The sequence below is a fragment of the Sanguibacter gelidistatuariae genome (genome assembly GCF_900096585.1).
Classification (GTDB): domain Bacteria; phylum Actinomycetota; class Actinomycetes; order Actinomycetales; family Cellulomonadaceae; genus Sanguibacter; species Sanguibacter gelidistatuariae.
Genome location: NZ_FMYH01000006.1, coordinates 244,618 through 267,910, shown reverse-complemented (window position 1 = coordinate 267,910; position 23,293 = coordinate 244,618). Strand labels below are relative to the sequence as shown.

At 69.7% G+C, this 23,293-nt stretch carries 24 protein-coding genes; 17 read left to right on the top strand and 7 right to left on the bottom strand.

Annotated features, from left to right (window positions below):
* The first annotated feature begins 126 nt into the window (after window positions 1-126).
* The 4 genes from BLQ50_RS14240 to BLQ50_RS14225 all read left to right on the top strand — a co-directional run bounded on the left by BLQ50_RS14240 (window position 127) and on the right by BLQ50_RS14225 (window position 4,138).
* Window positions 127-651, top strand: coding sequence for a PadR family transcriptional regulator (locus tag BLQ50_RS14240; RefSeq protein ID WP_093184895.1), 525 nt, complete (start codon window positions 127-129; stop codon window positions 649-651).
* Window positions 648-1,391, top strand: a complete 744-nt coding sequence (locus tag BLQ50_RS14235) for an ABC transporter ATP-binding protein (protein WP_093184892.1) — start codon at window positions 648-650, stop codon at window positions 1,389-1,391. The genes BLQ50_RS14240 and BLQ50_RS14235 overlap by 4 nt, the downstream gene beginning before the upstream one ends.
* Window positions 1,388-3,616, top strand: coding sequence for an FtsX-like permease family protein (locus BLQ50_RS14230; RefSeq protein ID WP_093184890.1), 2,229 nt, complete (start codon window positions 1,388-1,390; stop codon window positions 3,614-3,616). Before BLQ50_RS14235 ends, BLQ50_RS14230 begins: the two co-directional genes overlap by 4 nt.
* 63 nt (window positions 3,617-3,679) lie before the next feature.
* The gene (locus BLQ50_RS14225; RefSeq protein WP_093184887.1) at window positions 3,680-4,138 is read left to right on the top strand and encodes a GatB/YqeY domain-containing protein; all 459 of its coding nucleotides are present in this window, start codon (window positions 3,680-3,682) and stop codon (window positions 4,136-4,138) included.
* Between the two features lie 34 nt (window positions 4,139-4,172).
* Here BLQ50_RS14225 and BLQ50_RS14220 read toward each other — a convergent pair whose 3' ends face one another.
* From BLQ50_RS14220 to BLQ50_RS14210, 3 genes are read right to left on the bottom strand one after another with little or no spacing between them, the layout of a single operon-like run.
* On the bottom strand, window positions 4,173-5,126 hold the full coding sequence (locus tag BLQ50_RS14220; RefSeq protein ID WP_245701238.1) for an SURF1 family cytochrome oxidase biogenesis protein: 954 nt from the start codon (window positions 5,124-5,126) through the stop codon (window positions 4,173-4,175).
* Complete coding sequence (locus BLQ50_RS14215; RefSeq protein ID WP_093184884.1) at window positions 5,123-5,368, bottom strand: hypothetical protein; 246 nt, start codon at window positions 5,366-5,368, stop codon at window positions 5,123-5,125. The genes BLQ50_RS14220 and BLQ50_RS14215 overlap by 4 nt, the downstream gene beginning before the upstream one ends.
* On the bottom strand, window positions 5,361-5,744 hold the full coding sequence (locus BLQ50_RS14210; RefSeq protein ID WP_093184882.1) for a DUF3099 domain-containing protein: 384 nt from the start codon (window positions 5,742-5,744) through the stop codon (window positions 5,361-5,363). The genes BLQ50_RS14215 and BLQ50_RS14210 overlap by 8 nt, the downstream gene beginning before the upstream one ends.
* A gap of 242 nt (window positions 5,745-5,986) precedes the next feature.
* Between BLQ50_RS14210 and fabG the strand changes: the two genes are divergently transcribed.
* The 3 genes from fabG to BLQ50_RS14195 all read left to right on the top strand — a co-directional run bounded on the left by fabG (window position 5,987) and on the right by BLQ50_RS14195 (window position 8,141).
* On the top strand, window positions 5,987-6,712 hold the full coding sequence (gene fabG / locus BLQ50_RS14205) for a 3-oxoacyl-ACP reductase FabG (protein WP_245701236.1): 726 nt from the start codon (window positions 5,987-5,989) through the stop codon (window positions 6,710-6,712).
* A 131-nt stretch (window positions 6,713-6,843) separates the two neighbouring features.
* Entirely contained in the window at window positions 6,844-7,611 is a 768-nt protein-coding gene (gene fabI, locus BLQ50_RS14200; protein ID WP_093184877.1) for an enoyl-ACP reductase FabI, read from the top strand.
* Window positions 7,608-8,141: a SixA phosphatase family protein gene (locus tag BLQ50_RS14195; RefSeq protein WP_425424102.1), complete on the top strand. Its 534-nt coding sequence runs from the start codon at window positions 7,608-7,610 to the stop codon at window positions 8,139-8,141. Before fabI ends, BLQ50_RS14195 begins: the two co-directional genes overlap by 4 nt.
* Window positions 8,142-8,234: 93 nt before the next feature.
* Here the strand turns inward: BLQ50_RS14195 and serB are convergent, their stop codons facing one another.
* The gene (gene serB, locus BLQ50_RS14190; RefSeq protein ID WP_425424101.1) at window positions 8,235-8,933 is read right to left on the bottom strand and encodes a phosphoserine phosphatase SerB; all 699 of its coding nucleotides are present in this window, start codon (window positions 8,931-8,933) and stop codon (window positions 8,235-8,237) included.
* A gap of 170 nt (window positions 8,934-9,103) precedes the next feature.
* A complete protein-coding gene (locus tag BLQ50_RS14185) occupies window positions 9,104-10,342 on the bottom strand; it encodes a glucose-1-phosphate adenylyltransferase (protein ID WP_093184874.1) in 1,239 nt (412 codons plus the stop codon).
* A gap of 58 nt (window positions 10,343-10,400) precedes the next feature.
* Here BLQ50_RS14185 and glgA point away from each other — a divergent pair, with 58 nt between their 5' ends.
* The gene (gene glgA, locus BLQ50_RS14180) at window positions 10,401-11,621 is read left to right on the top strand and encodes a glycogen synthase (protein WP_093185048.1); all 1,221 of its coding nucleotides are present in this window, start codon (window positions 10,401-10,403) and stop codon (window positions 11,619-11,621) included.
* Between the two features lie 51 nt (window positions 11,622-11,672).
* Here glgA and BLQ50_RS18680 read toward each other — a convergent pair whose 3' ends face one another.
* Complete coding sequence (locus BLQ50_RS18680) at window positions 11,673-12,512, bottom strand: hypothetical protein (protein ID WP_245701234.1); 840 nt, start codon at window positions 12,510-12,512, stop codon at window positions 11,673-11,675.
* Window positions 12,513-12,581: 69 nt separating this feature from the next.
* On the opposite strand from BLQ50_RS18680, the gene BLQ50_RS14170 reads away from it, so the two are divergent.
* The 8 genes from BLQ50_RS14170 (at window position 12,582) to BLQ50_RS14135 (ending at window position 21,238) form a co-directional block, all read left to right on the top strand.
* The gene (locus tag BLQ50_RS14170) at window positions 12,582-13,397 is read left to right on the top strand and encodes an ABC transporter ATP-binding protein (RefSeq protein ID WP_093184871.1); all 816 of its coding nucleotides are present in this window, start codon (window positions 12,582-12,584) and stop codon (window positions 13,395-13,397) included.
* Window positions 13,398-13,545: 148 nt separating this feature from the next.
* Window positions 13,546-14,037: an NfeD family protein gene (locus tag BLQ50_RS14165; protein WP_342672066.1), complete on the top strand. Its 492-nt coding sequence runs from the start codon at window positions 13,546-13,548 to the stop codon at window positions 14,035-14,037.
* A gap of 97 nt (window positions 14,038-14,134) precedes the next feature.
* Window positions 14,135-15,376: an SPFH domain-containing protein gene (locus BLQ50_RS14160; RefSeq protein WP_093184865.1), complete on the top strand. Its 1,242-nt coding sequence runs from the start codon at window positions 14,135-14,137 to the stop codon at window positions 15,374-15,376.
* 135 nt (window positions 15,377-15,511) lie between these two features.
* Complete coding sequence (locus BLQ50_RS14155) at window positions 15,512-17,245, top strand: ABC transporter ATP-binding protein (RefSeq protein ID WP_093184861.1); 1,734 nt, start codon at window positions 15,512-15,514, stop codon at window positions 17,243-17,245.
* Window positions 17,242-19,254, top strand: a complete 2,013-nt coding sequence (locus BLQ50_RS14150) for an ABC transporter ATP-binding protein (protein WP_093184857.1) — start codon at window positions 17,242-17,244, stop codon at window positions 19,252-19,254. Before BLQ50_RS14155 ends, BLQ50_RS14150 begins: the two co-directional genes overlap by 4 nt.
* A 223-nt stretch (window positions 19,255-19,477) precedes the next feature.
* Entirely contained in the window at window positions 19,478-20,296 is an 819-nt protein-coding gene (locus BLQ50_RS14145) for a TrmH family RNA methyltransferase (RefSeq protein ID WP_093184854.1), read from the top strand.
* A 46-nt stretch (window positions 20,297-20,342) separates the two neighbouring features.
* Complete coding sequence (locus BLQ50_RS14140) at window positions 20,343-20,645, top strand: hypothetical protein (RefSeq protein WP_093184849.1); 303 nt, start codon at window positions 20,343-20,345, stop codon at window positions 20,643-20,645.
* Window positions 20,645-21,238, top strand: a complete 594-nt coding sequence (locus BLQ50_RS14135) for a hypothetical protein (RefSeq protein WP_093184846.1) — start codon at window positions 20,645-20,647, stop codon at window positions 21,236-21,238. Before BLQ50_RS14140 ends, BLQ50_RS14135 begins: the two co-directional genes overlap by 1 nt.
* 45 nt (window positions 21,239-21,283) lie before the next feature.
* Here BLQ50_RS14135 and BLQ50_RS14130 read toward each other — a convergent pair whose 3' ends face one another.
* On the bottom strand, window positions 21,284-21,949 hold the full coding sequence (locus BLQ50_RS14130) for a response regulator (RefSeq protein WP_093184843.1): 666 nt from the start codon (window positions 21,947-21,949) through the stop codon (window positions 21,284-21,286).
* A 39-nt stretch (window positions 21,950-21,988) separates the two neighbouring features.
* Between BLQ50_RS14130 and BLQ50_RS14125 the strand changes: the two genes are divergently transcribed.
* On the top strand, window positions 21,989-23,224 hold the full coding sequence (locus BLQ50_RS14125) for a sensor histidine kinase (RefSeq protein ID WP_139185840.1): 1,236 nt from the start codon (window positions 21,989-21,991) through the stop codon (window positions 23,222-23,224).
* Window positions 23,225-23,293 lie beyond the last annotated feature (69 nt).

Sequence of the window (23,293 nt, the reverse complement as noted above, 5' to 3'; positions counted from 1 at the left end):
TGCCGCCAGCTAGGCCCCGTGACCAACGCCGCCCCTCTTCTGAGGGGCGGCGTTGGTGCGTCCGGGCCGCATGATCGCCTGTCGCACTATTCCCTCAGGCTATACACCTGAGGTATAGTCGCCTGCATGAACGTTCCTCTGACCCTCCTCGGCCTGCTCGATCGTGAGCCCAGCCACGGATACGACCTCAAGCGCGACTACGACACCTTCTTCGGTCATGACAAGCCCCTGCCCTTCGGCCAGGTCTACGCGACGCTCGGTCGGCTGGCACGCGACGGCAAGGTCGTCGTCGGCGAGATGGAGACCGGGGCCGGGCCGGAGCGCAAGCAGTACGTGATCACCGAGCAGGGGGCGACCGAGGTCGAGGCGTGGCTCACCGAGCCGGTCGCGCCCGAGCCTCACCTGCAGACGGTCTTGTTCTCCAAGGTCGTCCTGTCCCTGCTGCTCGGCAGGGACGCCGAGGCGTACCTCGATGTCCAGCGTGCCGCGCACCTGCAACGGATGCGCGAGCTCACCGAGGTGCGGCGCACGAGTGGCCTGGTCGACGCCCTGCTCGCCGACCACGGGCTCTTCCGGCTCGAGGCCGACCTGCGGTGGATCGACCTCACGGTCGCCCGGCTCGATGCCCTCGCGGCAGAGGTCCGGTCATGATCGGCCCGGGCCCGGGCCCGGGCCCGGGTCAGGCGCCCGCGCTCGAGGCCCGCGGCGTCGAGCTGTCCTTCGGCCCCACGCCCGCGCTGCGCGGCGCGGACCTGACGGTTGCTCCGGGGGAGATGCTCGCGATCATGGGTCCGAGTGGCTCCGGCAAGTCGACTCTGCTGCACTGCCTCGCCGGCATCCTTGTGCCCGACCGTGGCGAGGTGCTCGTCGACGGGCGCCGCACGGATCTGCTGGACGAGACGGAACGCAGCGCGCTGCGCCGCGACCGCTTCGGCTTCGTCTTCCAGTTCGGCCAGCTTGTGCCCGAACTCACCGCCGAGGAGAACGTCGCTCTCCCGCTTCTTCTCGGAGGTACCCGCCGGGCCCAGGCCCTCGAGACAGCTCGCGGCTGGTTCGCCCGGCTCGAGCTCGACGGTCTCGAGCGTCGACGCTCCGGAGAGCTGTCGGGCGGCCAGGCGCAGCGGGTGGCGCTGGCGCGCGGGATGGTGGCCAGGCCCGCCGTCCTCTTTGCCGACGAACCGACCGGAGCGCTCGACTCGCTCACCGGTGAGCGAGTCATGGACCTGCTCACGGCCGCCGCGCGAGAACAGGGCACGACGGTCGTCGTGGTGACCCACGAGGCCCGCGTCGCTGCGTACGCGGACCGCGAGGTCATCGTCCGCGACGGCAAGGTGACCTCACTGGGACCCGTCGCGTCCACCACGACGTCACCGGGACAGGTGCAGCGATGATCGCACTCGGCCTGCGCCTGTCGCTGAGCGGTGGGCGGGAGGCGCTCGTCCGGCTGGTCCTCACCGCGGTCGCCGTCGCGATCGGCGTCGGCCTGCTGCTCGTGACGCTCGCAGGAATCAACGCCGTCGGGACTCAGAACGACCGCTACGCCTGGCTGCAGACCGGTGCGGGTTCGCCCCCGGCCGCGACCGCAGCCGACCCGATGTGGTGGATGGTCACGGCGGACCACTTCGACGGGGAGCTCATCGGCCGGGTCGATCTCGCCGTCACCGGCCCGGACTCCCCGGCGTTGCCGGGGATCGCGTCGCCGCCGGGACCCGGTGAGATCTACGCCTCGCCTGCGATGGCCGAGCTCCTCGCTGCGGCTCCGGCTGAGCAGCTCGGCGACCGGTACGACGGCCGCCTGGTCGGGATCATCGGAGACGAGGCGCTGCCGGGGCCGGACAGCCTCGTCGTCATGATCGGTCACGAGGCCGGCGAGCTGTCCGCCTCCGGTCGCGCGCAGCAGATCCAGGCCGTGAGCACCGTCTCGCCCGCCGACTGCAGCAGTTGTGCGCCCGGCATCGGGATCAACGCCGCCGGCACCGCGCTCGTCCTCTCGGTCGTCGCCGCGGCACTCGTCCTGCCTGTTCTCATCTTCATCGGCTCCGCGACCCGGCTCTCCGCGGCGCGGCGCGAGCAGCGCTTCGCGGCGATGCGGCTCGTGGGCGCCACGCCCGGGCAGGTACGGACGGTGTCCGTCGTCGAGTCGGTCGTCGCCTCGACGCTCGGAGTGCTGCTCGGCTTCGGGATCTTCGCGCTCGTCCGGCCGGCCCTGGCACAGATCTCCTTCACCGGGACCCGATTCTTCCTCGCGGACCTGGCCCTCTCCGCGGTCGACGTCGTGGGCGTCGTGGTCGGGGTGCCGCTCGCCGCCGCCGTCGTCGCACGCCTGGCGCTGCGCCGGGTGACCATCTCGCCGCTGGGCGTCTCCCGACGGGTGACGCCCGCCCCGCCCAGCGCCTTTCGCCTCATCCCGCTCGCGCTCGGGATCGGCGAGCTCGCCTACTTCGGGATCGTCGGACGTCCCGGCTCCACGAACGGTCAGGTGCTCGCATATCTGCCGGGCATCCTCATGGTCATGATCGGGCTCGTGGTGGCAGGCCCCTGGTTGACGATGGTCGGGTCGCGCCTCATAGCCCGCCGGACCAGCAGGCCCGCCGTACTCATCGCCGGGCGACGCCTCGCCGACGACCCGCGGGCAGGGTTCCGGGCCGTCAGCGGCCTCATCCTCGCCCTCTTCGTCGGGACGACCGCGGTCGCCATCGTGTCTACCTTCACCGGTGAACGGGGGGCACCACCGGTCGGCTCGGCGGCTGCGGGGACCCTCGCGATGAGCTTCACCGAGGTCCGCCAGGTCGACGGTCCGCCGACGACGGTCCCGGCCAGCCTGCTGGCCGACCTCGCGGCGGTCCCTGGCGTCGACGGTGCCCTGGTCCTGCGTGAGAGCCCCTCGGATGCCCGGAACGCTCTCGACCTGGCCGGCAGCGACTCCTACGTCGACTGCGCAGGCCTGGCACAGGTGAGTGCTCTCGGCCGGTGCGCCGACGGCGCCGAGGTCGCCCTCATCTCCTTCGAGGAGACCTCGGACCGCAGCGACGTGGTCTGGCCGGCAGCCCCGCTCTCGGCCGCCGACCTGTATGCCCTCGCACCCGTCCGGCTGGTTGTCGGCACCGACGGCACTCTCGCCGCGGTCGAGCAGGCCCGCACGATCATCAACCGGGCATACCCGGGCGCGCCACGGGGCCCGACGACGGGCGGTGAGGGCCATGCCCAGAGCACCCGGGAGATGGAGCAGTACCAGCTGCTGGCGACCGTGGTCGTCGCGATCAGCCTCGTCGTCGCGGGGTGCAGCCTCGCGGTGAGCGTCGCGGGCGGTCTCAGTGACCGGCGTCGTCCCTTCAGCCTGCTGCGGCTGTCGGGGGTGCCGCTCGCCATGCTGCGTCGGGTGGTCGCCCTCGAGGCGGCGGTGCCGCTCCTGATCGGTGCACTCGTGGCGATCGGGGCGGGTCTTCTGACAGCGCAGCTGTTCCTCCGGTCTCAGCTCGACTACAGCCTGCACGCTCCGGGAGGTGCGTACTACGTGGCGGTCGTGCTCGGTCTGGCCGGGGCGCTCGCTCTGATCGGGTCGACCTTCCCGCTGCTGGCTCGGATCACCGGACCCGAGGCGGCACGCAACGAGTGACCGAATCGACCCGGCGGGGTCAGTGCGTGGGGTGCGGAGCAAAAGTCGGGCACGATGGTGACCATGACCATCCTCGAGACACTGACCAGCGACCTGACCGTGAGCATGAAGGCCCGTGACGCCTTCCGCACCAACACCCTGCGCCAGATGATCGCCGCCCTGCGCACGGCGGAGAAGTCGGGCAAGACGGCCCACGAGCTGACCGACGCGGAGGCCGAGACCGTGCTCACCGGCGAGGTGAAGAAGCGCCGCGAGAGCGCTCAGATCTACACCGAGGCCGGCGCCGACGAGCGCGCCCTGACCGAGACGACCGAGGCAGACCTGATCGAGAGCTACCTGCCGGTCGCCCTCACCGACGCCCAGCTCGACTCGCTCGTGGCCGGCGCGATCGCCTCGACCGGGGCCACGACGCCCAAGGAGATGGGTCTGGTGATGAAGGCCGCCAATGCCGCGGCGGCCGGTCTTGGCCGGGTGGACGGCAAGGTCCTCTCCCAGAAGGTGCGCGAGGCGCTCCAAGGCTGAGCGGGGCGCTACCGCCCGGTGCTGCCGCCCGACGCTACCGCCCGGTGTGGGACTCGATCAGGGAGTCTTCGATCTCTTCCGGCGTGGGCTGGCGCGGCGCTCCGCGCCGACCTACGGGTGAACCCGCCGTCCCGTCCGACCCTGCCCCGCCCCGCGTGCCCGGGTCAGCCGGGTCGAAGGGGTGCGCCAGCCCGCCCAGCGCGGCCAGCGTGTTCTCCCGGCGCTCACGGACCACCAGCAGGATGAAGCCGCCGATGCCGCCGAGGGCGAAGACACACCACTGGAAGGCGTACGACAGGTGCGAGCGCGGATCGGTGTCCGGCACGGGCAGGGGGGCGACCGACTGCGCCGGGGCCGGTGTCTCCGAGGCGAGTGCACCGTAGGCGCCGTAGGTGAGGCCCTGCGCCCAGGCTGCGCCGTCCGGGCCGGCCGCGAGCACCTGGGCGATGTTGATCTTCTGGACCTGGCCGTCGGGGGCGCCGTTGGTTGCGGCGGGCTCGTCGGCGCGGAGCCGGACGACGACGTCGATCTCGCCCGCCGGGGGATCCGGGATCGAGTCCGGCTCGGCGCTGCCTCGGCCGTAGGGCAGCCATCCGCGGTTGACCACGAGAACCGAGCCGTCGTCGGTCACGAAGGGCACGAGGATGTGGAAGGCGGCCTGGCTGTCGATCGGCCGGTTGCGCAGCAGCACGGTCGCCTCCGGCAGGTAGTGCCCGTGCATCGACACCGGACGCCACACGTCGTCCCCGTCCACGGTGGCACCTGCCTGCGGCAGGAGCTCGGCGAGGGGGACCGGGGGAGCGGAGTAGTTCTCCTTGATGATCGTGATCGCCGCGTCACGGACCACATGCCGGTTCCACTGCCACCGCCCGGCGAAGAGGCAACCGACGACGAGGATCGCCACGCCGATGCCGAGGCCCAGCCACTGCACCCTGGTGCGCCCACCGGTCGGGGACGTTCGCACGGTGTCCTTCACGGCTCCGCTCACGGCCGGGTCTGCTGCTCGAGCTCGTCCACCGGGACCGTTCCCTGGAGGAATCCCCGAGCGCCGAGGAATGTCTCGAGGTGTTCGCGGTGCTCGTCGCAGGCGAGCCACACCTTGCGCCGCTGGGGAGTGTGGATCTTCGGGTTGTTCCACAGCAGTCCCCACACCGCCTGCTGAGGGCATCCCTTTCCGCTGCAGACGAGGTCGTCCGAGATCGGGTCGGCGAGTCCGAGCAGGTCAATCATGGGGTTCTCCCGAAGATGGTTGAGATGAGCCAGAATCGTTCGTGGGCGGAGGTACCGGCCCTCCCGGGAGCTGGCGATACTCCATCAGCGGGTCACCGACCTCGCGTTTGTCGCGTCCCGCGTTCGCCTCGATGACCGCGATGTACGGCAGCACGATCGCGCCGGCGAGCAGCAGCCACATGAAGATCCCGTGCACGAAGACCGCCGCCACCAGACAGACCATCCGGATACCCATCTGGATGAGGTACCGCCTCGTGCGTCGCGCCTGGTCGTCGTGGAGCGAGTCCGCCGCGGTCGTGATGCGGTGGACCTCCTCCGCCGGGGCCCTGGTGGGCCGGCGCGCGCGACTGAGCCCCTTCGAGCCACGAGTGTTCACCCCTTGAGTTTACGCGTCCCCCCGGCTGTGACGAGGGCCACGCCCGCGGCCGCCGGCGGGGTACCCGTCGCTCCTTCGCGGGCCGCGTGGACCGATCGTCTGTAGGGTTCCCACTAGTCCGGACGCCTGCACGTGACGATTCCTGCGCGCGAGTGCGCCCACGCGTCGACTACCGTTTCCCACATATGTGCTGGCCTGGCCTACCAGGGCGCACAGTCATGAACCGTGAACGAGGAGGACCCGTGGCTGAGGAATCCACCAACGCAGGGCGCGTGGTGCTGGTGACCGGTGCGAACCGCGGCATCGGCCGCGCGATCGCCGAGCGCTTCGTCGCTGGCGGCGACCGGGTCGCCACCATCTACCGCAGCGGCGACCTGCCCGACGGCGTGCTCGGCGTGGTCGCCGACGTCACAGACACCGCCGCGGTCGACGCCGCGTTCACCACGATCGAGGCCGAGCTCGGCCCGGTCGAGGTGCTTGTGGCGAACGCGGGCGTGACCCGCGACCAGCTCCTCATGCGGATGAGCGACGAGGAGTTCGAGAGCGTCATCGACGTCAACCTCACGGGGACCTTTCGCTGCGTGCGCAGGGCCTCCAAGGGCATGATCCGCATGCGTCGCGGCCGGATCATCCTCATCTCCTCGGTCGTCGGCCTGTACGGTGGCGCCGGCCAGGTCAACTACTCCGCGTCCAAGGCGGCGCTGGTGGGCATGGCCCGCTCGATCACCCGCGAGCTCGGCGGTCGGGGCATCACCGCGAACGTCGTCGCCCCGGGATTCATCGACACGGCCATGACCGCGGAGCTCCCGCCCGAGCGTCAGGCGGCCTACAAGGCCGCGATCCCGGCCGGGCGCTTCGCCCAGCCCGACGAGGTCGCAGGTGTTGTGCAGTTCCTCGCCTCCGCCGATGCTGGATACATCAGCGGCGCGGTCGTGCCGGTCGACGGTGGCCTCGGGATGGGGCACTGACCAGTCTTGCTCTCCGTGCGGCGCTCGTCGTACGTCTGCACATAGTGTCATCGGTGGCTCACCGTTCGTCGGTGAGCCACCGCCGTGGGGATCCGGTGCGTGATCCCTACTCATCTGACGGAAGGAAGACGATGGGCCTGCTTGAAGGCAAGAAGTTGCTCGTGACCGGAGTTCTCACCGATTCTTCGATCGCGTTCCACGTCGCGCGTCTCGCGCAGCAGGAAGGCGCCGAGGTCATCCTCACGTCCTTCGGGCGGCAGTTCCGCCTGACGCAGGCGATCGCCAAGCGACTGCCGGCACCGGCTCCCGTGATCGAGCTGGACGTCACGAACAACGAGGACCTTGCGGCTCTCGAGGGCCGCGTGCGCGAGCACACCGACCACCTCGACGGTGTTGTGCACTCGATCGGCTTCGCCCCGCAGTCCGTCATGGGCGGCAACTTCCTCTCGGGTGAGTGGGCCGACGTCTCGACCGCGCTCGAGGTCTCCGCCTTCTCGCTCAAGTCCCTCGCGGTGGCCGCAAGGCCGCTGCTGTCTTCGGGCGGTTCGATCGTCGGCCTGACCTTCGACGCGAGCTTCGCCTGGCCGGTCTACGACTGGATGGGCGTCGCCAAGGCGGCCTTCGAGTCGACTTCCCGCTACCTGGCCCGCGACCTGGGCCCCTCGGGCATCCGGGTCAACCTCGTCTCGGCCGGCCCCATCCGCACCACGGCGGCCAAGTCGATCCCCGGCTTCGAGAAGATGGAGGGTGGCTGGCCCGAGCGTGCCCCCCTCGGCTGGGACATGACCGACCCTGAGCCGACCGCGCGCGCCGTCGCCGCCCTGCTCTCCGACTGGTTCCCGGCTACCACGGGCGAGATCGTGCACGTGGACGGTGGCGTCCACGCGATGGGGATGTGACCTTGACCTCGACCCAGGTCGTGCGGCGGCTGGTCCTGCTGCGCCACGCCAAGGCGGAGCCGGCAGGATCGGTCGCGGACGCGTTGCGCCCGCTCGCCCTGGTCGGCCGCAAGCAGGCGACCCGAATCGGTCCGGCGCTCGTGGAGGCAGACATCGTGCCCGAGCTCGTCCTGTGCTCGGACGCGGTCCGCACCCGTCAGACGTGGGACCTGCTCAAGGTAGGACTAGGTGACAGCGAGCCCGAGGTGACCATCAGCGGGCAGGTGTACACCGCCGGGGTCGAGGAGATACTCGCCCTCGTGGCCGCGGTGGACCCGCGGGTCCGCACGGTGCTCGTCGTCGGGCACGAACCGGCCATGTCGTCGGTCGCCGCGCACCTGGCCGGGCCGGGGTCCGACCCGGCGGCTTTCGCCCAGGTGCAGGTCGGCGTACCGACGGCCGCCTACTCGGTGCTTGAGTCGGGTGCCAGCTGGGACGGCTGGACCGGGCGCAGCGCGGTGCTGACGACCCTGGATCGCCCGCACGTCTAGGATGCACAGCAGCAGGGCCCCGGCGAGCGATCGCTGGGGCCCTGCTGTCGTTCTACGTCGCGTCTGCCGCCGGATGCGTGCAGGAGGGGCCAGCTACGCTTGGGCGTCGATGATCGCCAGGACGGCGTCCAGGCGCGGGCCGTCGACGCTGAACGGCGCTTGCTCCCGCACGACCGGCTTGGCCGCGAAGGCGATCCCGATCCCGGCCACGCCGATCATGTCGAGGTCGTTCGCGCCGTCGCCGATCGCGACCGTGTGCTCGATCGCGACGCCCTCGGCGGCGGCGAACTCGCGCAGGCTCTGCGCCTTGTACGCGCGGTCGACGACCTGACCGGTCGTACGGCCGGTCAGGTGACCGTCGGCCACCTCGAGGCGGTTGGCACGGAACGTCAGAATGCCCAGCTCGGCGGCCAGATCGGCGACGATCTCCTCGAAGCCCCCTGAGACGAGGGCGACCACCCAGCCGCGCCGGTGGCACTCGGCGACGAGCTCGCGGGCGCCGGGGGTGAACGTCGCGCGGGTGCGGACGTCGTCGAGCACGCTGACCGGGAGGCCGGCGAGGGTGGCGACCCGCTCCCGCAGCGACTCGGCGAAGTCGAGCTCGCCCCGCATGGCGCGCTCGGTGATGTCCGCGACGAGCGCCTCGGTTCCCGCGTGCGCGGCGATGAGCTCGATGACCTCCTGGGAGATGAGCGTGGAGTCCACGTCCATGACCACGAGCCGGCGCGGGCCGGAGGAGAGGCTCGGCGCGGGTGTGGTGGAGGGGGTGAGGGGCGGCGTGGGTCGGGTCACCTGCCCAGCCTAGACGGAGCCAGGTCGGGGGATCCGGGGCGTTCGCGGGACGGACGGCCACGCCCGGACGGCGAAGTCCCCGGACCGCCAAGAACGTGAGAGGACTCGACCCGCGGGCTTGCGCCTGCGGGTCGAGTCCTGTCACGGTGTCGCTCGAGACCGTGTCGCGATCAGTCGACGATCGTGCCCTTGGGGACGACCGTGATGCCCGACTCGGTCACCGTGAAGCCGCGGGCACGGTCCTCCTCGGGGTTGAGGCCGACGCGGGCACGTTCGTTGATGATGACGTTCTTGTCGATGATCGCCCGGTGGACCTGGGCGTGACGGTGCACCTTGACGTCGTCGAGCAGGACGGAGTCGGAGACGGCGGCCCAGGAGTGCAGGTGAACCCCGGGGGACAGGACGGACCCGACGACCGTCGCCCCGGAGATGAGGACACCGGGGGAGACGATCGAGTCGGCCGCGTGCCCGAGGCGCCCGGCGCCGGCGTGCACGAACTTCGCCGGGGGGAGCCCGACGTAGCCGGTGTGCAGCGGCCACAGGGAGTTGTAGAGGTTGAACACCGGGGTGACCGCGATGAGGTCCTTGTTGGCGTCGTAGTAGGAGTCGATCGTCCCGACGTCGCGCCAGTAGTCACGGTCGCGATCGGTCGACCCGGGGACGTCGTTGCGGATGAAGTCGTAGACCCCGGCGGTCCCGCGGTCGACGAAGTACGGGACGATGTCGCCTCCCATGTCGTGGCGGGAGCCGGAGTTCTCGGAGTCCTTGGTGACGGCCTCGACGAGCGCGTCGGCGTTGATGACGTAGTTGCCCATCGAGGCGAGGATCTCCCCAGGGGAGTCGGCCAGGCCGATCGGTGCGACGGGCTTCTCCAGGAACGCCCGGATCTTCGTCGGGTCCTCGGGCATCGTGTCGATGACACCGAACTCCGTGGCCGAGGCGATCGGCTGGCGGATGCCGGCGACCGTCATCTCGGCGCCGGAGGCGATGTGGGCGTCGACCATCTGGGAGAAGTCCATGCGGTAGACGTGGTCCGCGCCGACCACGACGACGATGTCGGGGCGCTCGTCCTCGATGATGTTCAGGCACTGAAAGATCGCGTCCGCGGAGCCCAGGTACCAGTGCTTGCCGACCCGCTGCTGTGCGGGGACCGGGGCGACGTAGTTGCCCAGCAGCGCCGACATCCGCCACGTCTTGGAGATGTGACGGTCGAGGCTGTGGGACTTGTACTGGGTGAGCACGACGATGTGCAGGTAGTGGGAGTTGACCAGGTTGGACAAGGCAAAGTCGACGAGCCGGTAGATCCCGCCGAACGGCACAGCGGGCTTGGCACGGTGTGCCGTCAGTGGCTTGAGTCGGTTGCCTTCGCCACCGGCCAGGACGATCGCGAGAACTTTAGGGGCTGCCATGCCACGACCATAGAGCCGAAGGACCCCAATTGCATCAAGACGCGCTACGGTGTCGACCGTGAGAGTCGATCTTTTAACCCGTGAGTACCCACCGTTCGTCTACGGAGGGGCCGGTGTTCATGTAGCCGAGCTGTCCGCCGTGCTCCGCCCCCGCATCGACGTGCGGGTCCGGTGCTTCGACGGACCCCGCAGCGGCGCCGACGCGGTCGAGGGCGTGACGGGCTACGCCCCGCCCGCCGAGCTGAGCGGCGCCAATGCTGTGCTGTCCACCTTCGGAGTGGACCTGGCCATGGCCGACGACGTCGCGGGGGCCGACCTGGTGCACTCCCACACCTGGTACGCCAACCTGGCCGGACACCTGGCCGGTCTGCTGCACGGGATCCCGCACGTGATCTCTGCGCACTCCCTCGAGCCGCTACGGCCATGGAAGGCTGAGCAGCTCGGCGGCGGGTATGCCCTGTCCAGCTGGGCCGAGCGCGTGGCCTATGAGGGCGCCGCCGGAGTCATCGCGGTGAGCGCGGGCATGCGCCGGGACATCCTGCGGTCGTACCCGAATGTCGACCCGGCCAAGGTGCACGTCGTGCACAACGGCATCGACCTGGCCGGCTGGCGCCGCCCCGAGGGCGCCGAGGCCGAGCGCGGGGACGCCGTCGTGCGGGCCCTGGGCATCGACCCCGAGCGTCCCGCCGTCGTCTTCGTCGGTCGGATCACCCGGCAGAAAGGTCTGCCTTATCTGCTGCAGGCCGCCGAGCGGCTGCCAGCCGAGGTCCAGCTCATCCTGTGCGCCGGAGCCCCCGACACCCCCGAGATCGCCGCCGAGGTGGCGGGCGCCGTCGCCGAGCTCTCCCGCAAGCGCACCGGGGTGGTGTGGATCGAGGAGATGCTGTCGCGCCCCGACCTCGTCGCGGTCCTGGCCGCGTCGACCGTCTTCGTCTGTCCCTCGATCTACGAGCCGCTGGGCATCGTCAACCTCGAGGCGATGGCCGTCGGGCTGCCGGTGGTCGGCAGCGCGACGGGCGGCATCCCTGAGGTCGTCGACCACGGCGTGACCGGTCTGCTCGTGCCGATCGACCAGGTCCAGGACGGCACGGGGACACCGACCGACCCGGAGAAGTTCGTCACGGATCTCGTGGCCGCGCTCGTCGCCGTGGTCAGCGACCCGGCCCGCGCCGCCCAGATGGGCGCCGCAGCGCGCAAGCGCGTCGAGGACCACTTCGCCTGGGCCGCGATCGCCGACCGCACCCTTGAGGTCTACCAGACAGTCCTCACCGCCCCCTGACCCACCCCTCCCGCCCCACCCCACCCCACTCAGCGGTGTGGGGTGGGTGGGTCAGGGGGTGAGGGGGGTGAGGAGGGTCGCGGCGGACATCGCGCGGCGGGCTGTCCGGTCGACCTCGCGCAGGGCCGTGGAGCGCTGGTCGGCCTGCCAGAGGTTGACGGCGCCGCCGTCGTCCTCAGTGGCCAGGTCGACGATCGCCCGCAGCCGGGCCGCGGACTGGAGAACGTGCGAGCGGCGCGGGTCGAGGTCGGACGGCAGATAGGGGCGCAGGTCCACGACCTCGCGCAGGGCCGCGATGGTCTCGCCGGCGGCGTCGCGCCACCGCGACACATCGAGTTCCATCAATGCCTCGGTCGCCTCGCGCAGGCCGCGCTGCAGCTGACGCTCCGCGTCGCCCAGGGCGCCGACCGTGCCGAGCGCGCGGTTCTCCCAGGCATCGATAGCCACCACGTCCCACGTGACCAAGAACCCGGGCTCGAGCGCGCTGCCGAAGGGCTCGATGTCGGGCGCGAGGGCCCAGTGCTCGACGACGCCGTCCGCCTCGTCCGCGCGTACCGTCACCAGGACGCATTCCTCGGCTTCGATGGCCTCGGCGCTGATCGCGGCCGGGGCGCCCATCGCGTCGCCCGGTCCCGGGAACAGGGCGACCGCGGCTACGACCCGTCCCGACCAGAGGTGGAACAACGACGCGAGGCTCGCGACGGCGACCCCCGCCGGCAGGTGGCCGCGCAGCTGGTGGGGCTCGTCGTCGTGCATGAGGATCCTCAGGGCGGCGACGACCGAGCGGTCGTCGGGCGCGCCAGCCCACAGCCAGGCGGCCAGGCTTGCCGACCGCGGGAGGATCGCCCCGGGGTCGCGGGCGGGCTGGGGCAGGGGAGTAGGCGAGATCACGCAACCAAAACTACGCCGGTCCACGATTTCGTCACCCGGGGCGTCCGGATGCCGATAGGGTCTGAAACCATGACCTGGGTTCTTGACCTTCACAACGTTTCTGTCCGCCGTGGTGAGAAGAACATCCTCGATGATGTGTCGTGGCAGATCGCCGAGGGGGAGAGGTGGGTCGTCCTCGGGCGCAACGGCGCGGGGAAGACCACCCTCCTGCAGATCGCCTCCGCGCGGATGCACCCCACGACCGGCACCGTCACCATCCTCGGCTCCCAGCTCGGGCGTGTCGACGTCTTCGAGCTGCGTCCCCGGATCGGGTTGGCCAGCGCCGCCCTGGCCGAGCGCATCCCACCCTCCGAGATCGTTTCCGACGTCGTCCTGACGGCCGCCTATGCGGTCACCGGTCGCTGGCGCGAGGCCTACGAGGAACTCGACCAGGCCCGCGCGGACGACCTGCTCGCGGCCTTCGGCGTCGCGCACCTGGCCCAGCGGCGCTTCGGCACGCTCAGCGAGGGCGAGCGCAAGCGCGTCCAGATCGCCCGGGCGCTCATGACCGACCCCGAGCTGCTGCTGCTCGACGAGCCGGCCGCAGGGCTGGACCTGGGCGGGCGCGAGGAGCTCGTCGGCGCGCTCGCCGAGCTCGCCGCCTACCCCCAGTCCCCGGTCCTTGTGCTCGTCACGCACCACGTCGAGGAGATCCCGCCGGGATTCACGCACGTCATGCTCATGCGCGACGGCGGGATCCACATCGCCGGACCGGTCGAGGATGTCCTCACGGACGCTCACCTCTCGGCAGCCTTCGGCCTCGACCTCGAGGTCACCCGCACCGGTGACCGGTGGTCGGCGCGCGCTGCCCAGCGGGCGACCCGGTCGGGCGGACACTCCGGCTGAGCTGTGGGCCGCAGTGGCTCTGCAGGGCGCTTCCGGGCTGCCGAGGGCTCACCCGTCGGTGCAGGTCAGGCAGCGGTTTCCAGTCCGGGAACACGCGTTTTCAGGGTATGTAAACACCCAGAAGTAGCGTAAAGTTCAGGTAAAGCCGATGAAGGCTTCACGAACGGAGGCAGTCATGGACTGGTACTGGTGGGTTGGTGCGGCATTTCTCCTCGTAGTGGTGGAGATGGTCTCTCTCGATCTGGTACTCATCATGTTCGCCGGCGGTGCGATCGCCGCGGGGCTCGCCAGCCTGCTCGGCGCGAACCTGATCGTGCAGATCATCGTCTTCGGCGTCGTCTCGACGATGCTGCTCTTCGCCCTGCGTCCCTGGCTGCTCAAGTATCTGCGTCACCGCACGCCCCTGACCGAGACGAATGTCTCCGCGCAGGTCGGCCGGAGCGCCGTCGTCGTTGCCGAGGTCACCGAGGACGGCGGCCGGATCAAGCTTGTCGGTGAGGTGTGGACCGCGCGGTCCGCGGCCGGCCAGCGCTTCCCGGTCGGCACCGACGTCCGTGTCGTGCGCATCGACGGCGCGACAGCCGTGGTCGATGCGGCCACGTCGCACAACACCTCGACGGGTCCCGCCGCCCTCGCCTGACCCGACGCCGCGGGCTCGTCGCCGACGGCGAGCGTGCGACCCCTGGAAGCCCTATCCCGTTTGGACCAGAGCACGTATGTGAGCGAGAGGACAATCCATGCCTGAAGACAGTGGGCAGATCATCGGCATCGTCATCGCGGGGCTGATCGCCCTGTTCTTTATCATCGCGTTGACCCGCGCGGTCAAGGTGGTGCCGCAGACGGTCGCACTGATCGTCCAGCGCCTCGGTCGCTATTCGCGCACCCTGGACGCCGGGATGCACTTCCTCATCCCCTTCGTCGACAAGGTGCGCGCCGGGGTGGACCTGCGCGAGCAGGTCGTCTCCTTCCCCCCGCAGCCGGTCATCACGTCCGACAACCTCGTCGTGAGCATCGACACGGTGCTCTACTTCCAGGTGACCGACCCGAAGTCGGCCGTCTACGAGATCGCGAACTACATCACCGCGATCGAGCAGCTCACCGTGACGACCCTGCGTAACGTCATCGGCTCCATGGACCTCGAGCAGACGCTGACCAGCCGTGACCAGATCAACGGTCAGCTGCGTGGGGTCCTCGACGAGGCGACCGGTCGCTGGGGCATCCGTGTCAACCGGGTCGAGCTCAAGTCGATCGACCCGCCCCAGTCCATCCAGGGCTCGATGGAGCAGCAGATGCGCGCCGAGCGTGACCGTCGCGCGGTCATCCTCACCGCAGAGGGCTTCAAGCAGTCCCAGATCCTCACCGCCGAGGGTGAGAAGCAGGCCGCGATCCTGCGCGCCGAGGGCTCGGCCCAGGCCGCGATCCTCACCGCCGAGGGTGAGGCTCGCGCCATCCTCCAGGTCTTCGATGCCATCCACGAGGGCGACGCGACCCCGAAGCTGCTCGCCTACCAGTACCTGCAGATGCTCCCGCAGATCGCGAACGGGCAGTCCTCGAAGATGTGGATCGTGCCGGCGGAGTTCACCGCTGCGCTCGACTCCATCACCAAGGGCTTCGGCGGGATCGTCGGCGGCCCGGAGAGCTCGGGGGGCGAGGAAGTCTCTGACGAGTCCGTCGCGGCGCGCCGCGAACGGTCGAAGACCACGCTCAAGCCGGCTCTGGCCGATCCGACGCAGGCGCTCGCCGAGGCACGTCGTCTCGCCGAGGCAGCGACCGCGGACGCGACGAGCGCGGGCACCCAGTCCGGGGCCCCCTTCGACCCGGCCCGCGAGGCCGGCCAGCGTCCCAGCGGCAGCCACGGCGTTCCACCGGTCACCCCGTCCCTGCCCAGGACGCTCGGGACCGAGGGCGGGCGTTTCGCCCCGCCGACGGGGCAGCAGCCCGACGGGCCGGAGCAGGAACTGCCGCCGCAGGAGATCTGAGTTCCTCCACGGCGACGCGCAAAACAGCGCACCCGAACAGGGCTGCACACCGTAGGCTGGCGATCGGTCACTTTCTGACCAGTCGTCAGCCAGGGCGTGCAGCCCTGTCTACTTATCGCTGAAATGGGGACTCGCATGCTCCTCAAGCTGCTCAAGACCTATCTCGCGCCCTACCGTGGCGCACTTATTCTCGTGATCGTGCTGCAGCTCGTGCAGACCATCGCCTCCCTCTACCTCCCCACCCTCAACGCCGACATCATCGACAAGGGCGTCACCACGGGCGACACCGGATACATCTTCCGCGTCGGGGGCATCATGCTCGCCGTGAGCCTCGGGCAGATCGTCTGCGCGATCGCCGCCGTGTACTTCGGCGCCCGGGCCGCCATGGGCTTCGGACGCGACGTCCGTGGGGGGCTGTTCACGAACGTGCAGAAGTTCTCCGGGCAGGACGTAGCCACCTTCGGTGCGCCGTCCCTGATCACCCGCACGACGAACGACGTGCAGCAGGTCCAGATGGTCGTCATGCTCGGCCTGACCATCATGGTCATGGCGCCGATCATGCTCGTCGGCGGCATCGTCATGGCGCTGCAGCAGGACGTCGGGCTCTCCGCGCTGCTCGTGGTCATCGTCCCGGTGCTCGGGATCACCGTCGCGCCCATCGTCTCCCGGATGGTGCCGTACTTCCGCGCCATGCAGAAGCGCATCGACCGGATAAACTCCGTCCTGCGCGAGCAGATCACAGGTATCCGCGTGATCCGCGCCTTCGTCCGCGAACGGCACGAGGAGGAGCGCTTCCGGGTCGCCAACACCGAGCTCTACGAGACGTCTCTGCGGGTCGGCAAGCTCATGGCCTTGATGTTCCCGGTGGTCATGCTCGTGATGAACCTCTCGAGCGTGTCCGTCATGTGGTTCGGCGGCCAGCGGATCAACTCCGGTGAGATGCAGATCGGCTCGCTCACCGCCTTCCTCAGCTACATCATGTACATCCTCATGGCCGTCATGATGTCGACGATGATCTTCATGATGGTGCCGCGCGCCGCGGTCTCGGCCGAGCGCATCAAGGAGGTCTTGGACACCGAGTCCTCCGTCGTGGAGCCGCTCGACCCGACCCCGTTGCGTCAGGTCGCCGGGCGGGTCGCCTTCTCCGACGTGGAGTTCCGGTACCCGGGCGCCCAGGACCCTGTGCTGTCGGAGGTGACCTTCACCGCGGAGCCGGGGGAGACCACCGCGATCATCGGGTCCACCGGCTCGGGAAAGACCACCCTGATGAACCTCATCCCGCGACTCTTCGACGCGACCGGCGGCACGATCAGCGTCGACGGCGTCGACGTCCGCAGCGCCGCAGGTCAGGATCTGTGGGCGCACATCGGCATGGTGCCCCAGAAGCCCTTCCTGTTCTCCGGGACCATCGGCTCCAACCTTGCCTACGGGCTCGAGGGCGCGACGCCCGAGCAGATGTGGGACGCGCTCGAGGTGGCGCAGGCCCGTACATTCGTCGAAGAGCTCGCCGACGGGCTCGACACCCCGGTCTCCCAGGGCGGCACCAACTTCTCCGGCGGCCAGCGCCAGCGCCTGGCGATCGCCCGGGCGCTCATCCGCAAGCCGAGGATCGTCCTCTTCGACGACTCCTTCTCCGCCCTCGACTACGCCACGGACGCGGCCCTGCGCCGTGCCCTGGTACCGCGCACCAAGGAGTCGACGATGATCGTCGTCGCCCAGCGCGTGGCGACCATCCGCATGGCGGAGAAGATCATCGTGCTCGACACCGGCCGGATCGTGGGACAAGGAACTCACGCCGAGCTGCTCGCCGACTGCCAGACCTACCAGGAGATCGTCTTCTCCCAGCTTTCCGCCGAGGAGGCAGCATGAGCGCCGACCGCACGACCCAGGGACCCTCCGAGAAGCCCGACGACGGCGCGGTGGTCCGGTCGGCCCGCGGGGCCAAGGGCCCCGGCGGTCCCGGAGGTCGCGGTCCGATGGGCGGGATGGGCATGCCCACCGAGAAGGCCATGAACTTTGGTGGGTCGCTGCGCCGGTTCGCCGGGTACCTGCGACCCGAGCGGGTGCGCGTCGTCGTCGTCACGGCACTTGCCGTCGTGTCGGTGACGCTCGCGGTCTTGGGCCCGAAGCTGTTGGGCAACGCGACCAACCTCATCTTCGAGGGCGTGATGAGCGCAGGGCTGCCGGCCGGCCAGACTCAGGACGAGGTCATCGCCGGGCTGCGGGCGACGGGGCAGGACAAGCTCGCCGACCTGCTGTCCGGGATGACGCTCACCCCGGGCCAGGGACTCGACACCACGGCCCTGCGCAACGTGCTCCTCGTCGTGGTCGCCGTGTATGTCGGCTCGTTCCTCTTCGGCTGGCTGCAGGGCCGGTTCACAGCGACCGTCGTGCAGAACACGGTGCTCAACCTGCGGGACGAGGTCGAGGCGAAGATCAACCGGCTGCCGCTGAGCTACTTCGACCGCGAACAGCGCGGTGAGGTGCTCTCCCGGGTCACCAACGACATCGACAACGTCGCCCAGACGCTCCAGCAGACCCTGTCCCAGCTCGTCACCTCGATCCTGACGATCATCGGTGTGCTTGGGATGATGTTCTGGATCTCCCCGCTGCTCGCCGTCGTGGCGCTCGTGACCGTGCCCCTGTCGGTCCTGGTCACGGCGCTCATCGCCAAGCGCTCCCAGCCGCAGTTCATCAAGCAGTGGGCCGCGACCGGGACGATCAACGCGCACGTCGAGGAGATGTACTCCGGGCACGCACTGGTCAAGGTGTTCGGCCACCAGGACAGCGCGATCGAGACCTTCGACGAGGAGAACGTCGCACTCTACGAGGCGAGCTTCAAGGCGCAGTTCATCTCCGGGATCATCCAGCCCGCCATGGGCTTCATCGCGAACCTCAACTACGTCATCGTCGCGGTCGTCGGCGGGCTGCGGGTGGCGTCGGGGACGATGACGCTCGGCGATGTGCAGGCGTTCATCCAGTACTCGCGCCAGTTCACCCAGCCGATCACGCAGGTCGCCTCGATGATGAACCTGCTGCAGTCCGGGGTCGCCTCGGTCGAGCGGGTCTTCGAGCTGCTCGACGCAGACGAGCAGACTCCCGACCCGGCCAATCCCCAGCACGTGCCCGACGTCCAGGGACGGGTCGCCTTCGAGGACGTGGCGTTCAGCTACAGCCCCGACGTCCCGCTCATCTCTTCGCTGTCCCTCGTGGCCGAGCCCGGGCAGACGGTTGCGATCGTGGGACCGACCGGAGCCGGGAAGACCACCCTGGTCAACCTCATCATGCGGTTCTACGAGGTGAACTCCGGGCGGATCACGCTCGACGGCGTCGACATCGCCACCATGACGAGGGACGAGCTGCGCTCCAACATCGGCATGGTGCTCCAGGACACGTGGCTGTTCAACGGGACGATCGCGGACAACATCCGGTACGGGGCGACCGGCGACGTGCCCACCGAGCGCCTGCTCGAGGCGGCCGTGGCTACGCACGTCGACCCCTTCGTGCGGACGCTGCCGGACGGCTACGAGACGGTGCTCGACGACGAGGGCGGCAGTGTGAGCGCGGGGGAGAAGCAGCTGCTGACGATCGCCCGCGCCTTCCTGGCCGACCCGGCGATCCTCATCCTGGACGAGGCGACCTCCTCGGTCGACACCCGCACCGAGGTGCTCGTGCAGAAGGCGATGAACGCGTTGCGCGAGGGCCGCACGAGCTTTGTCATCGCCCACCGGCTCTCCACGATCCGCGACGCCGACGTCATCCTCGTGATGGAGCACGGCGACATCGTCGAGCAGGGCGACCACGACTCCCTGCTGGCCGCGGGCGGGGCGTACGCCCGGCTCTACCAGAGCCAGTTCGCGGTGGCCGAGGTCGACTAGGGTCGATCTCTCCCGGCCCAGGCCCCCGCCCCTGGTACTCACCTCCGGCCCGTCGACCCCCGGCGCCCCCGATGAGTGCCCGATTTCCGCCCTGTTCGCCGCCGAAAACAGGGCGGAAATCGGGCACTCACGAGATGACTGAGCGGTTGCGTGGCGGCTGGGGCGGACTTGGGTCAGCGGAGACGTGGTCGTGGGGTCCGGTGGTGGCGGGGAGAATGGTCGGGTGCCTCTCATCGCGATCACCGACGCCGCCGACGACCGTCTTGCCGACTACATCAACCTCACGGACATCGTCCTGCGCTCCAAGAGCGAGCCTGAGAAGGGGCTGTTCATCGCAGAGAGCTCGACGGTCATCCGCCGGGCGCTCGCGGCCGGGCACCGGCCGCGGTCCTTCTTCATGGCACAGAAGTGGCTTGACTCCATGGCCGACGTCATCGCCGACTGGCCCGACGTCCCCGTCTTCGTCGGCGAACCCGCCATGCTCGAGGCGATCACCGGCTTCCACCTGCACCGCGGCGCGCTCGCAGCCATGCACCGCCCGCCCCTCGTCTCGGTCGAGGAGCTGCTGGCTGGAGCCCGGGGCGGCGAGGGCGCCCGACGCGTGGCCATCCTCGAGGACGTGGTGGACCACACGAACGTCGGTGCTGCGTTCCGCAGCGCCGCCGCGTTGGGGGTCGACGCCGTGCTGGTCACCCCGCGCTGCTCGGACCCGCTCTACCGGCGCTCGGTCCGGGTGAGCATGGGGACGGTGTTCCAGGTGCCGTGGACGCGGATCGAGAGCTGGCCGGCGGGGATCGCTGAGCTGCAGGCGGCGGGGTTCACGGTGGCGTCGTTGGCGCTCTCGGACGACTCGGTGACGTTGGATAAGTTCATCGAGATGAAGCACGAGAAGACGGCGTTCATCCTGGGGACTGAGGGGCACGGGCTGCAGCCGGCGACGCTGGCGGCGTCGGACTATGTGGTGCGGATCCCGATGGCCGGGGGAGTGGACTCCCTCAACGTCGCGGCGACGGCCGCTGTGGTGTTCTACGCGACGCGCTGAGCGAGCAGCTCTATCTCTGTCCGGCGCGCCGTGGCAAGATCGGGCCATGCATCTGCCCCGCTTTCGTCCTCTCGTCGCCCTTGTCGTTCTTGGGATCGTCTTTGTCACAGTAGGCGCGGTGTGGTTCGCCAACTCCAACTCCGGGACCACGAGCTTTGGATGGTTCGCCTACGCGCCGATGTCGGACACGACGTTCCCCGACGGCGTCGTCCTGCTGGACACCCGCCGCCGTCTTGCCCTCGCCCTGGTTGGGCTTGGCGCCCTCGTCCTCAGCGCCGTGGTGGGCTACGCCGTCGGGCGCCGGAACGCTGCGTCGTCGGCGGTGCCTGACCGGACGGTCGAGACCTGATGAAGCGCCACCTCGTGATCGTCGTGATCGCGGTCCTTGCCGGCTTGGGTGCCTGTTCGCCCCAGGAACCGGAGGTGGTCCACATGATCGCCGACTACCCGCCCTACGACCTCGCCGGTCTCTACGGCGAAGCCGCCCTCGTGGTCGAAGGCAGGGTCGTCTCGACCGCCTCGACCCTGCTTCTGCCCCAACCTCCGGAGGGTGACACCCCCGAGGAGAACCCGTTGCTCGGCCTGAGCGATGACGAGATCAAGCAGGCACTGTCCTCGGACAACGGAGTTCCGGCGACCGAGGTGCGCTTCGAGGTCACGGTGGTCCACCACGGAGACGCGACCCCGGGCGACATCGTCACCTTCAACCAGACCGGTGGGCGCGTCGACTCGACCTTGTATGTCGACGACGCGGTCCCGTTGGTCGTCTCTGGATCCGACTACCTGCTGTTCCTCGGCCAGACCGGAGATCGCCTCAACATCCTCGGCGGCAGCGCCGGGCTGTACGAGCCGAGCGGCGCCGGCACGTTCACGGCGGTGAACCCAGATCACGCACCAATCGCGCAGCTCTCCGTGGACGATCTGTCCCGAGCTCTGGACTGAAGGCAGGGCAGGGCGAGCAGCGCGGCTGCCGCCAGCAGGCGGCGGCTAGTCCGACCCGGTCTCCTCGATCAGCTTGAGGGCGGCCATGACGCGGGGGTTGCACTCGGGGCTTGCGTCGATCCCGAGCGTGGCGTAGACGGCGTAGACGTGGTTCTGGACGGACTTCTCCGTGATCACGAGCTCGCGGGCGATCCCGGCATTGGACAGGCCGGAGGCGAGCAGCCGCAGGACCGAGTACTGGCGGTTGGTCAGCTCGGCCACCTTCGTCCCCACCCGTGGGCGCATGCGCCGAAGCAGCGCCGGGTCGAGCGTGCTGCCACCATCTGCCGCCACCTTGATCGCGCGGACCAGCGCGCCGGAGTCGTTGGTCGACGTCTTCGACAGGTAGCTCCAGGTCCCGGCGACGTCTTTGGGCAGGTCGAGCATGAGACCGATCGCGTCCTGCGCGCTGAGCAGGACCACCTTGATGTTCGGGTCGGTGCGGCAGAGCAGCACGCCGAGGGCGATGCCGTTTCCGTCGGGCAGGTCGACGTCGAGCAGCGCGACGTCGGCTGAGCCAGGGGTGATCAGGGTGCGCGCCTGCGTCACGGTCGCGCACGAGGCGGCCAGCTCCAGACCGTCGGTCGTGGTGACGATGTGGTCGAGCATGCTCCGGAACAGGGTGTGGTCCTCGACCACCGCGACCCGGATAGGCCTCTCGGAAGCTCTCATCGTGTCAGTATGACGTGCCTGACCAGTGATAATGGGCGGATGGACGCTGAGGTAGCGCGCACGGTGGACAACGACCGGAGGCGAGACCGGCGCGCCATGGCGGTGGGGACCGCGCTGGTCCTGATCGTGATCGTGCTGATGGGTGTTGTGCACGGCGCGATCGTCACGAGGATCTTGGGTAGGACCGTGACCGAGGCGCTGTGGATCCGCGTGCCCGGCAACGTCGTCATGGTGGTCCTCATGCCGACCCTCGCCCTCGTGTGCGGCGCGCACCGGGCGTCGAGGGTCTGGGGCGCGCTGCGCTCGATCCTCCCGGCAGCTGTGCTCGCCTCCGTCGCGCGGGGGTGCGTGCTCCTGCTCGCGGGAGCCTGGACGGGCGACCTGAGGGCGCTGTGGCTCGCGGAGGGACTCGGTGGAATGACCATCTGCGTCTGTGCGGCCCTCCTGGGTTACTTCTACGTGCGCAGCCAACGCGCCTTGCGCGTGGAAGAGCGACTGTCGGGAGAGCGGGCGACCCAGCGTGAGCTGGCCCTACGGACCTTGGAGACGGAGGAGGTGCGCGTCCGTCGCAGCATCGCCGAGGGCCTGCACGGCAGCCTCCAGCAACGCCTTGTGGTGCAGTCCATCCGGCTCGAGATCATGATCAGGCAGGCGCAGGACCACGCCGTCGCCCCCGAGATCGTCGAGAGCATGCGCGAGCTGCGCGATGAGATCGACCTGATCCGTGAGCACGACGTCCGCGAGATGAGCCGGATGCTCTACCCCGAGGGCATCGAGGTGGGCATGGTGCCCGCGATCCGGATCTTGCTCCGACGGCTGCCACCAGGCATCGCGACCAGCTTCGACGTGAGCGACGAGGTCCGCACGGTTGACGATCCGGCCGGCTCGCTGATGTCCCAGGCCACCCGCCTGCTGGCGGTGCGGTTCGTCGAGGAGGCGGTGACCAACGGTCTGCGGCACGGGCACGCGACCGCCTTCGCCGTGACGGTCGACCTCGTCGGGCGAGCACTGAGAATCGAGGTGGCCAACGACGGGTCGGCGATCGACCCGGCTGCGGTCGAGACCGGCACCGGCCTTCGACGGCTGGGCGAGCGTTTTGCACTGGCCGGTGGCAGGGTCGACGTCGTGCCAACTGGGAGCTTGGACAAGGGCGGAGCGGCGGGGGCGGTGGGGTTGGCGGGTGCGGACGGCAGTGTGCGCCTGCGTGCGGCGCTCCCGCTCGGAGGTGTCGGCGGTGTCGTCGCGTCACCGAGGCCCCTGCCGATCGGAGGATGAATCGTGATGAACTGCCGTCGGCACGGGTGAAATCCCTGGTCGGAGGCCTCCACTCTGGGTACTAGGACC

What these genes read in the sequence shown, in the direction of transcription:
- fabI (WP_093184877.1), top strand. Translation starts at nt 6,844, where the DNA reads ATGGGCCTGCTTGAAGGCAAGAAGTTGCTCGTGACCGGAGTTCTCACC.
- BLQ50_RS14155 (WP_093184861.1), top strand. Translation starts at nt 15,512, where the DNA reads ATGCTCCTCAAGCTGCTCAAGACCTATCTCGCGCCCTACCGTGGCGCA.
- BLQ50_RS14160 (WP_093184865.1), top strand. Translation starts at nt 14,135, where the DNA reads ATGCCTGAAGACAGTGGGCAGATCATCGGCATCGTCATCGCGGGGCTG.
- BLQ50_RS14140 (WP_093184849.1), top strand. Translation starts at nt 20,343, where the DNA reads ATGCATCTGCCCCGCTTTCGTCCTCTCGTCGCCCTTGTCGTTCTTGGG.
- BLQ50_RS14185 (WP_093184874.1), bottom strand. Translation starts at nt 10,342, where the DNA reads ATGGCAGCCCCTAAAGTTCTCGCGATCGTCCTGGCCGGTGGCGAAGGC.
- BLQ50_RS14235 (WP_093184892.1), top strand. Translation starts at nt 648, where the DNA reads ATGATCGGCCCGGGCCCGGGCCCGGGCCCGGGTCAGGCGCCCGCGCTC.
- BLQ50_RS14230 (WP_093184890.1), top strand. Translation starts at nt 1,388, where the DNA reads ATGATCGCACTCGGCCTGCGCCTGTCGCTGAGCGGTGGGCGGGAGGCG.
- BLQ50_RS14125 (WP_139185840.1), top strand. Translation starts at nt 21,989, where the DNA reads ATGGACGCTGAGGTAGCGCGCACGGTGGACAACGACCGGAGGCGAGAC.
- BLQ50_RS14240 (WP_093184895.1), top strand. Translation starts at nt 127, where the DNA reads ATGAACGTTCCTCTGACCCTCCTCGGCCTGCTCGATCGTGAGCCCAGC.
- BLQ50_RS14135 (WP_093184846.1), top strand. Translation starts at nt 20,645, where the DNA reads ATGAAGCGCCACCTCGTGATCGTCGTGATCGCGGTCCTTGCCGGCTTG.
- BLQ50_RS14165 (WP_342672066.1), top strand. Translation starts at nt 13,546, where the DNA reads ATGAAGGCTTCACGAACGGAGGCAGTCATGGACTGGTACTGGTGGGTT.
- BLQ50_RS14170 (WP_093184871.1), top strand. Translation starts at nt 12,582, where the DNA reads ATGACCTGGGTTCTTGACCTTCACAACGTTTCTGTCCGCCGTGGTGAG.
- BLQ50_RS14215 (WP_093184884.1), bottom strand. Translation starts at nt 5,368, where the DNA reads ATGATTGACCTGCTCGGACTCGCCGACCCGATCTCGGACGACCTCGTC.
- BLQ50_RS14150 (WP_093184857.1), top strand. Translation starts at nt 17,242, where the DNA reads ATGAGCGCCGACCGCACGACCCAGGGACCCTCCGAGAAGCCCGACGAC.
- BLQ50_RS14225 (WP_093184887.1), top strand. Translation starts at nt 3,680, where the DNA reads ATGACCATCCTCGAGACACTGACCAGCGACCTGACCGTGAGCATGAAG.
- BLQ50_RS14130 (WP_093184843.1), bottom strand. Translation starts at nt 21,949, where the DNA reads ATGAGAGCTTCCGAGAGGCCTATCCGGGTCGCGGTGGTCGAGGACCAC.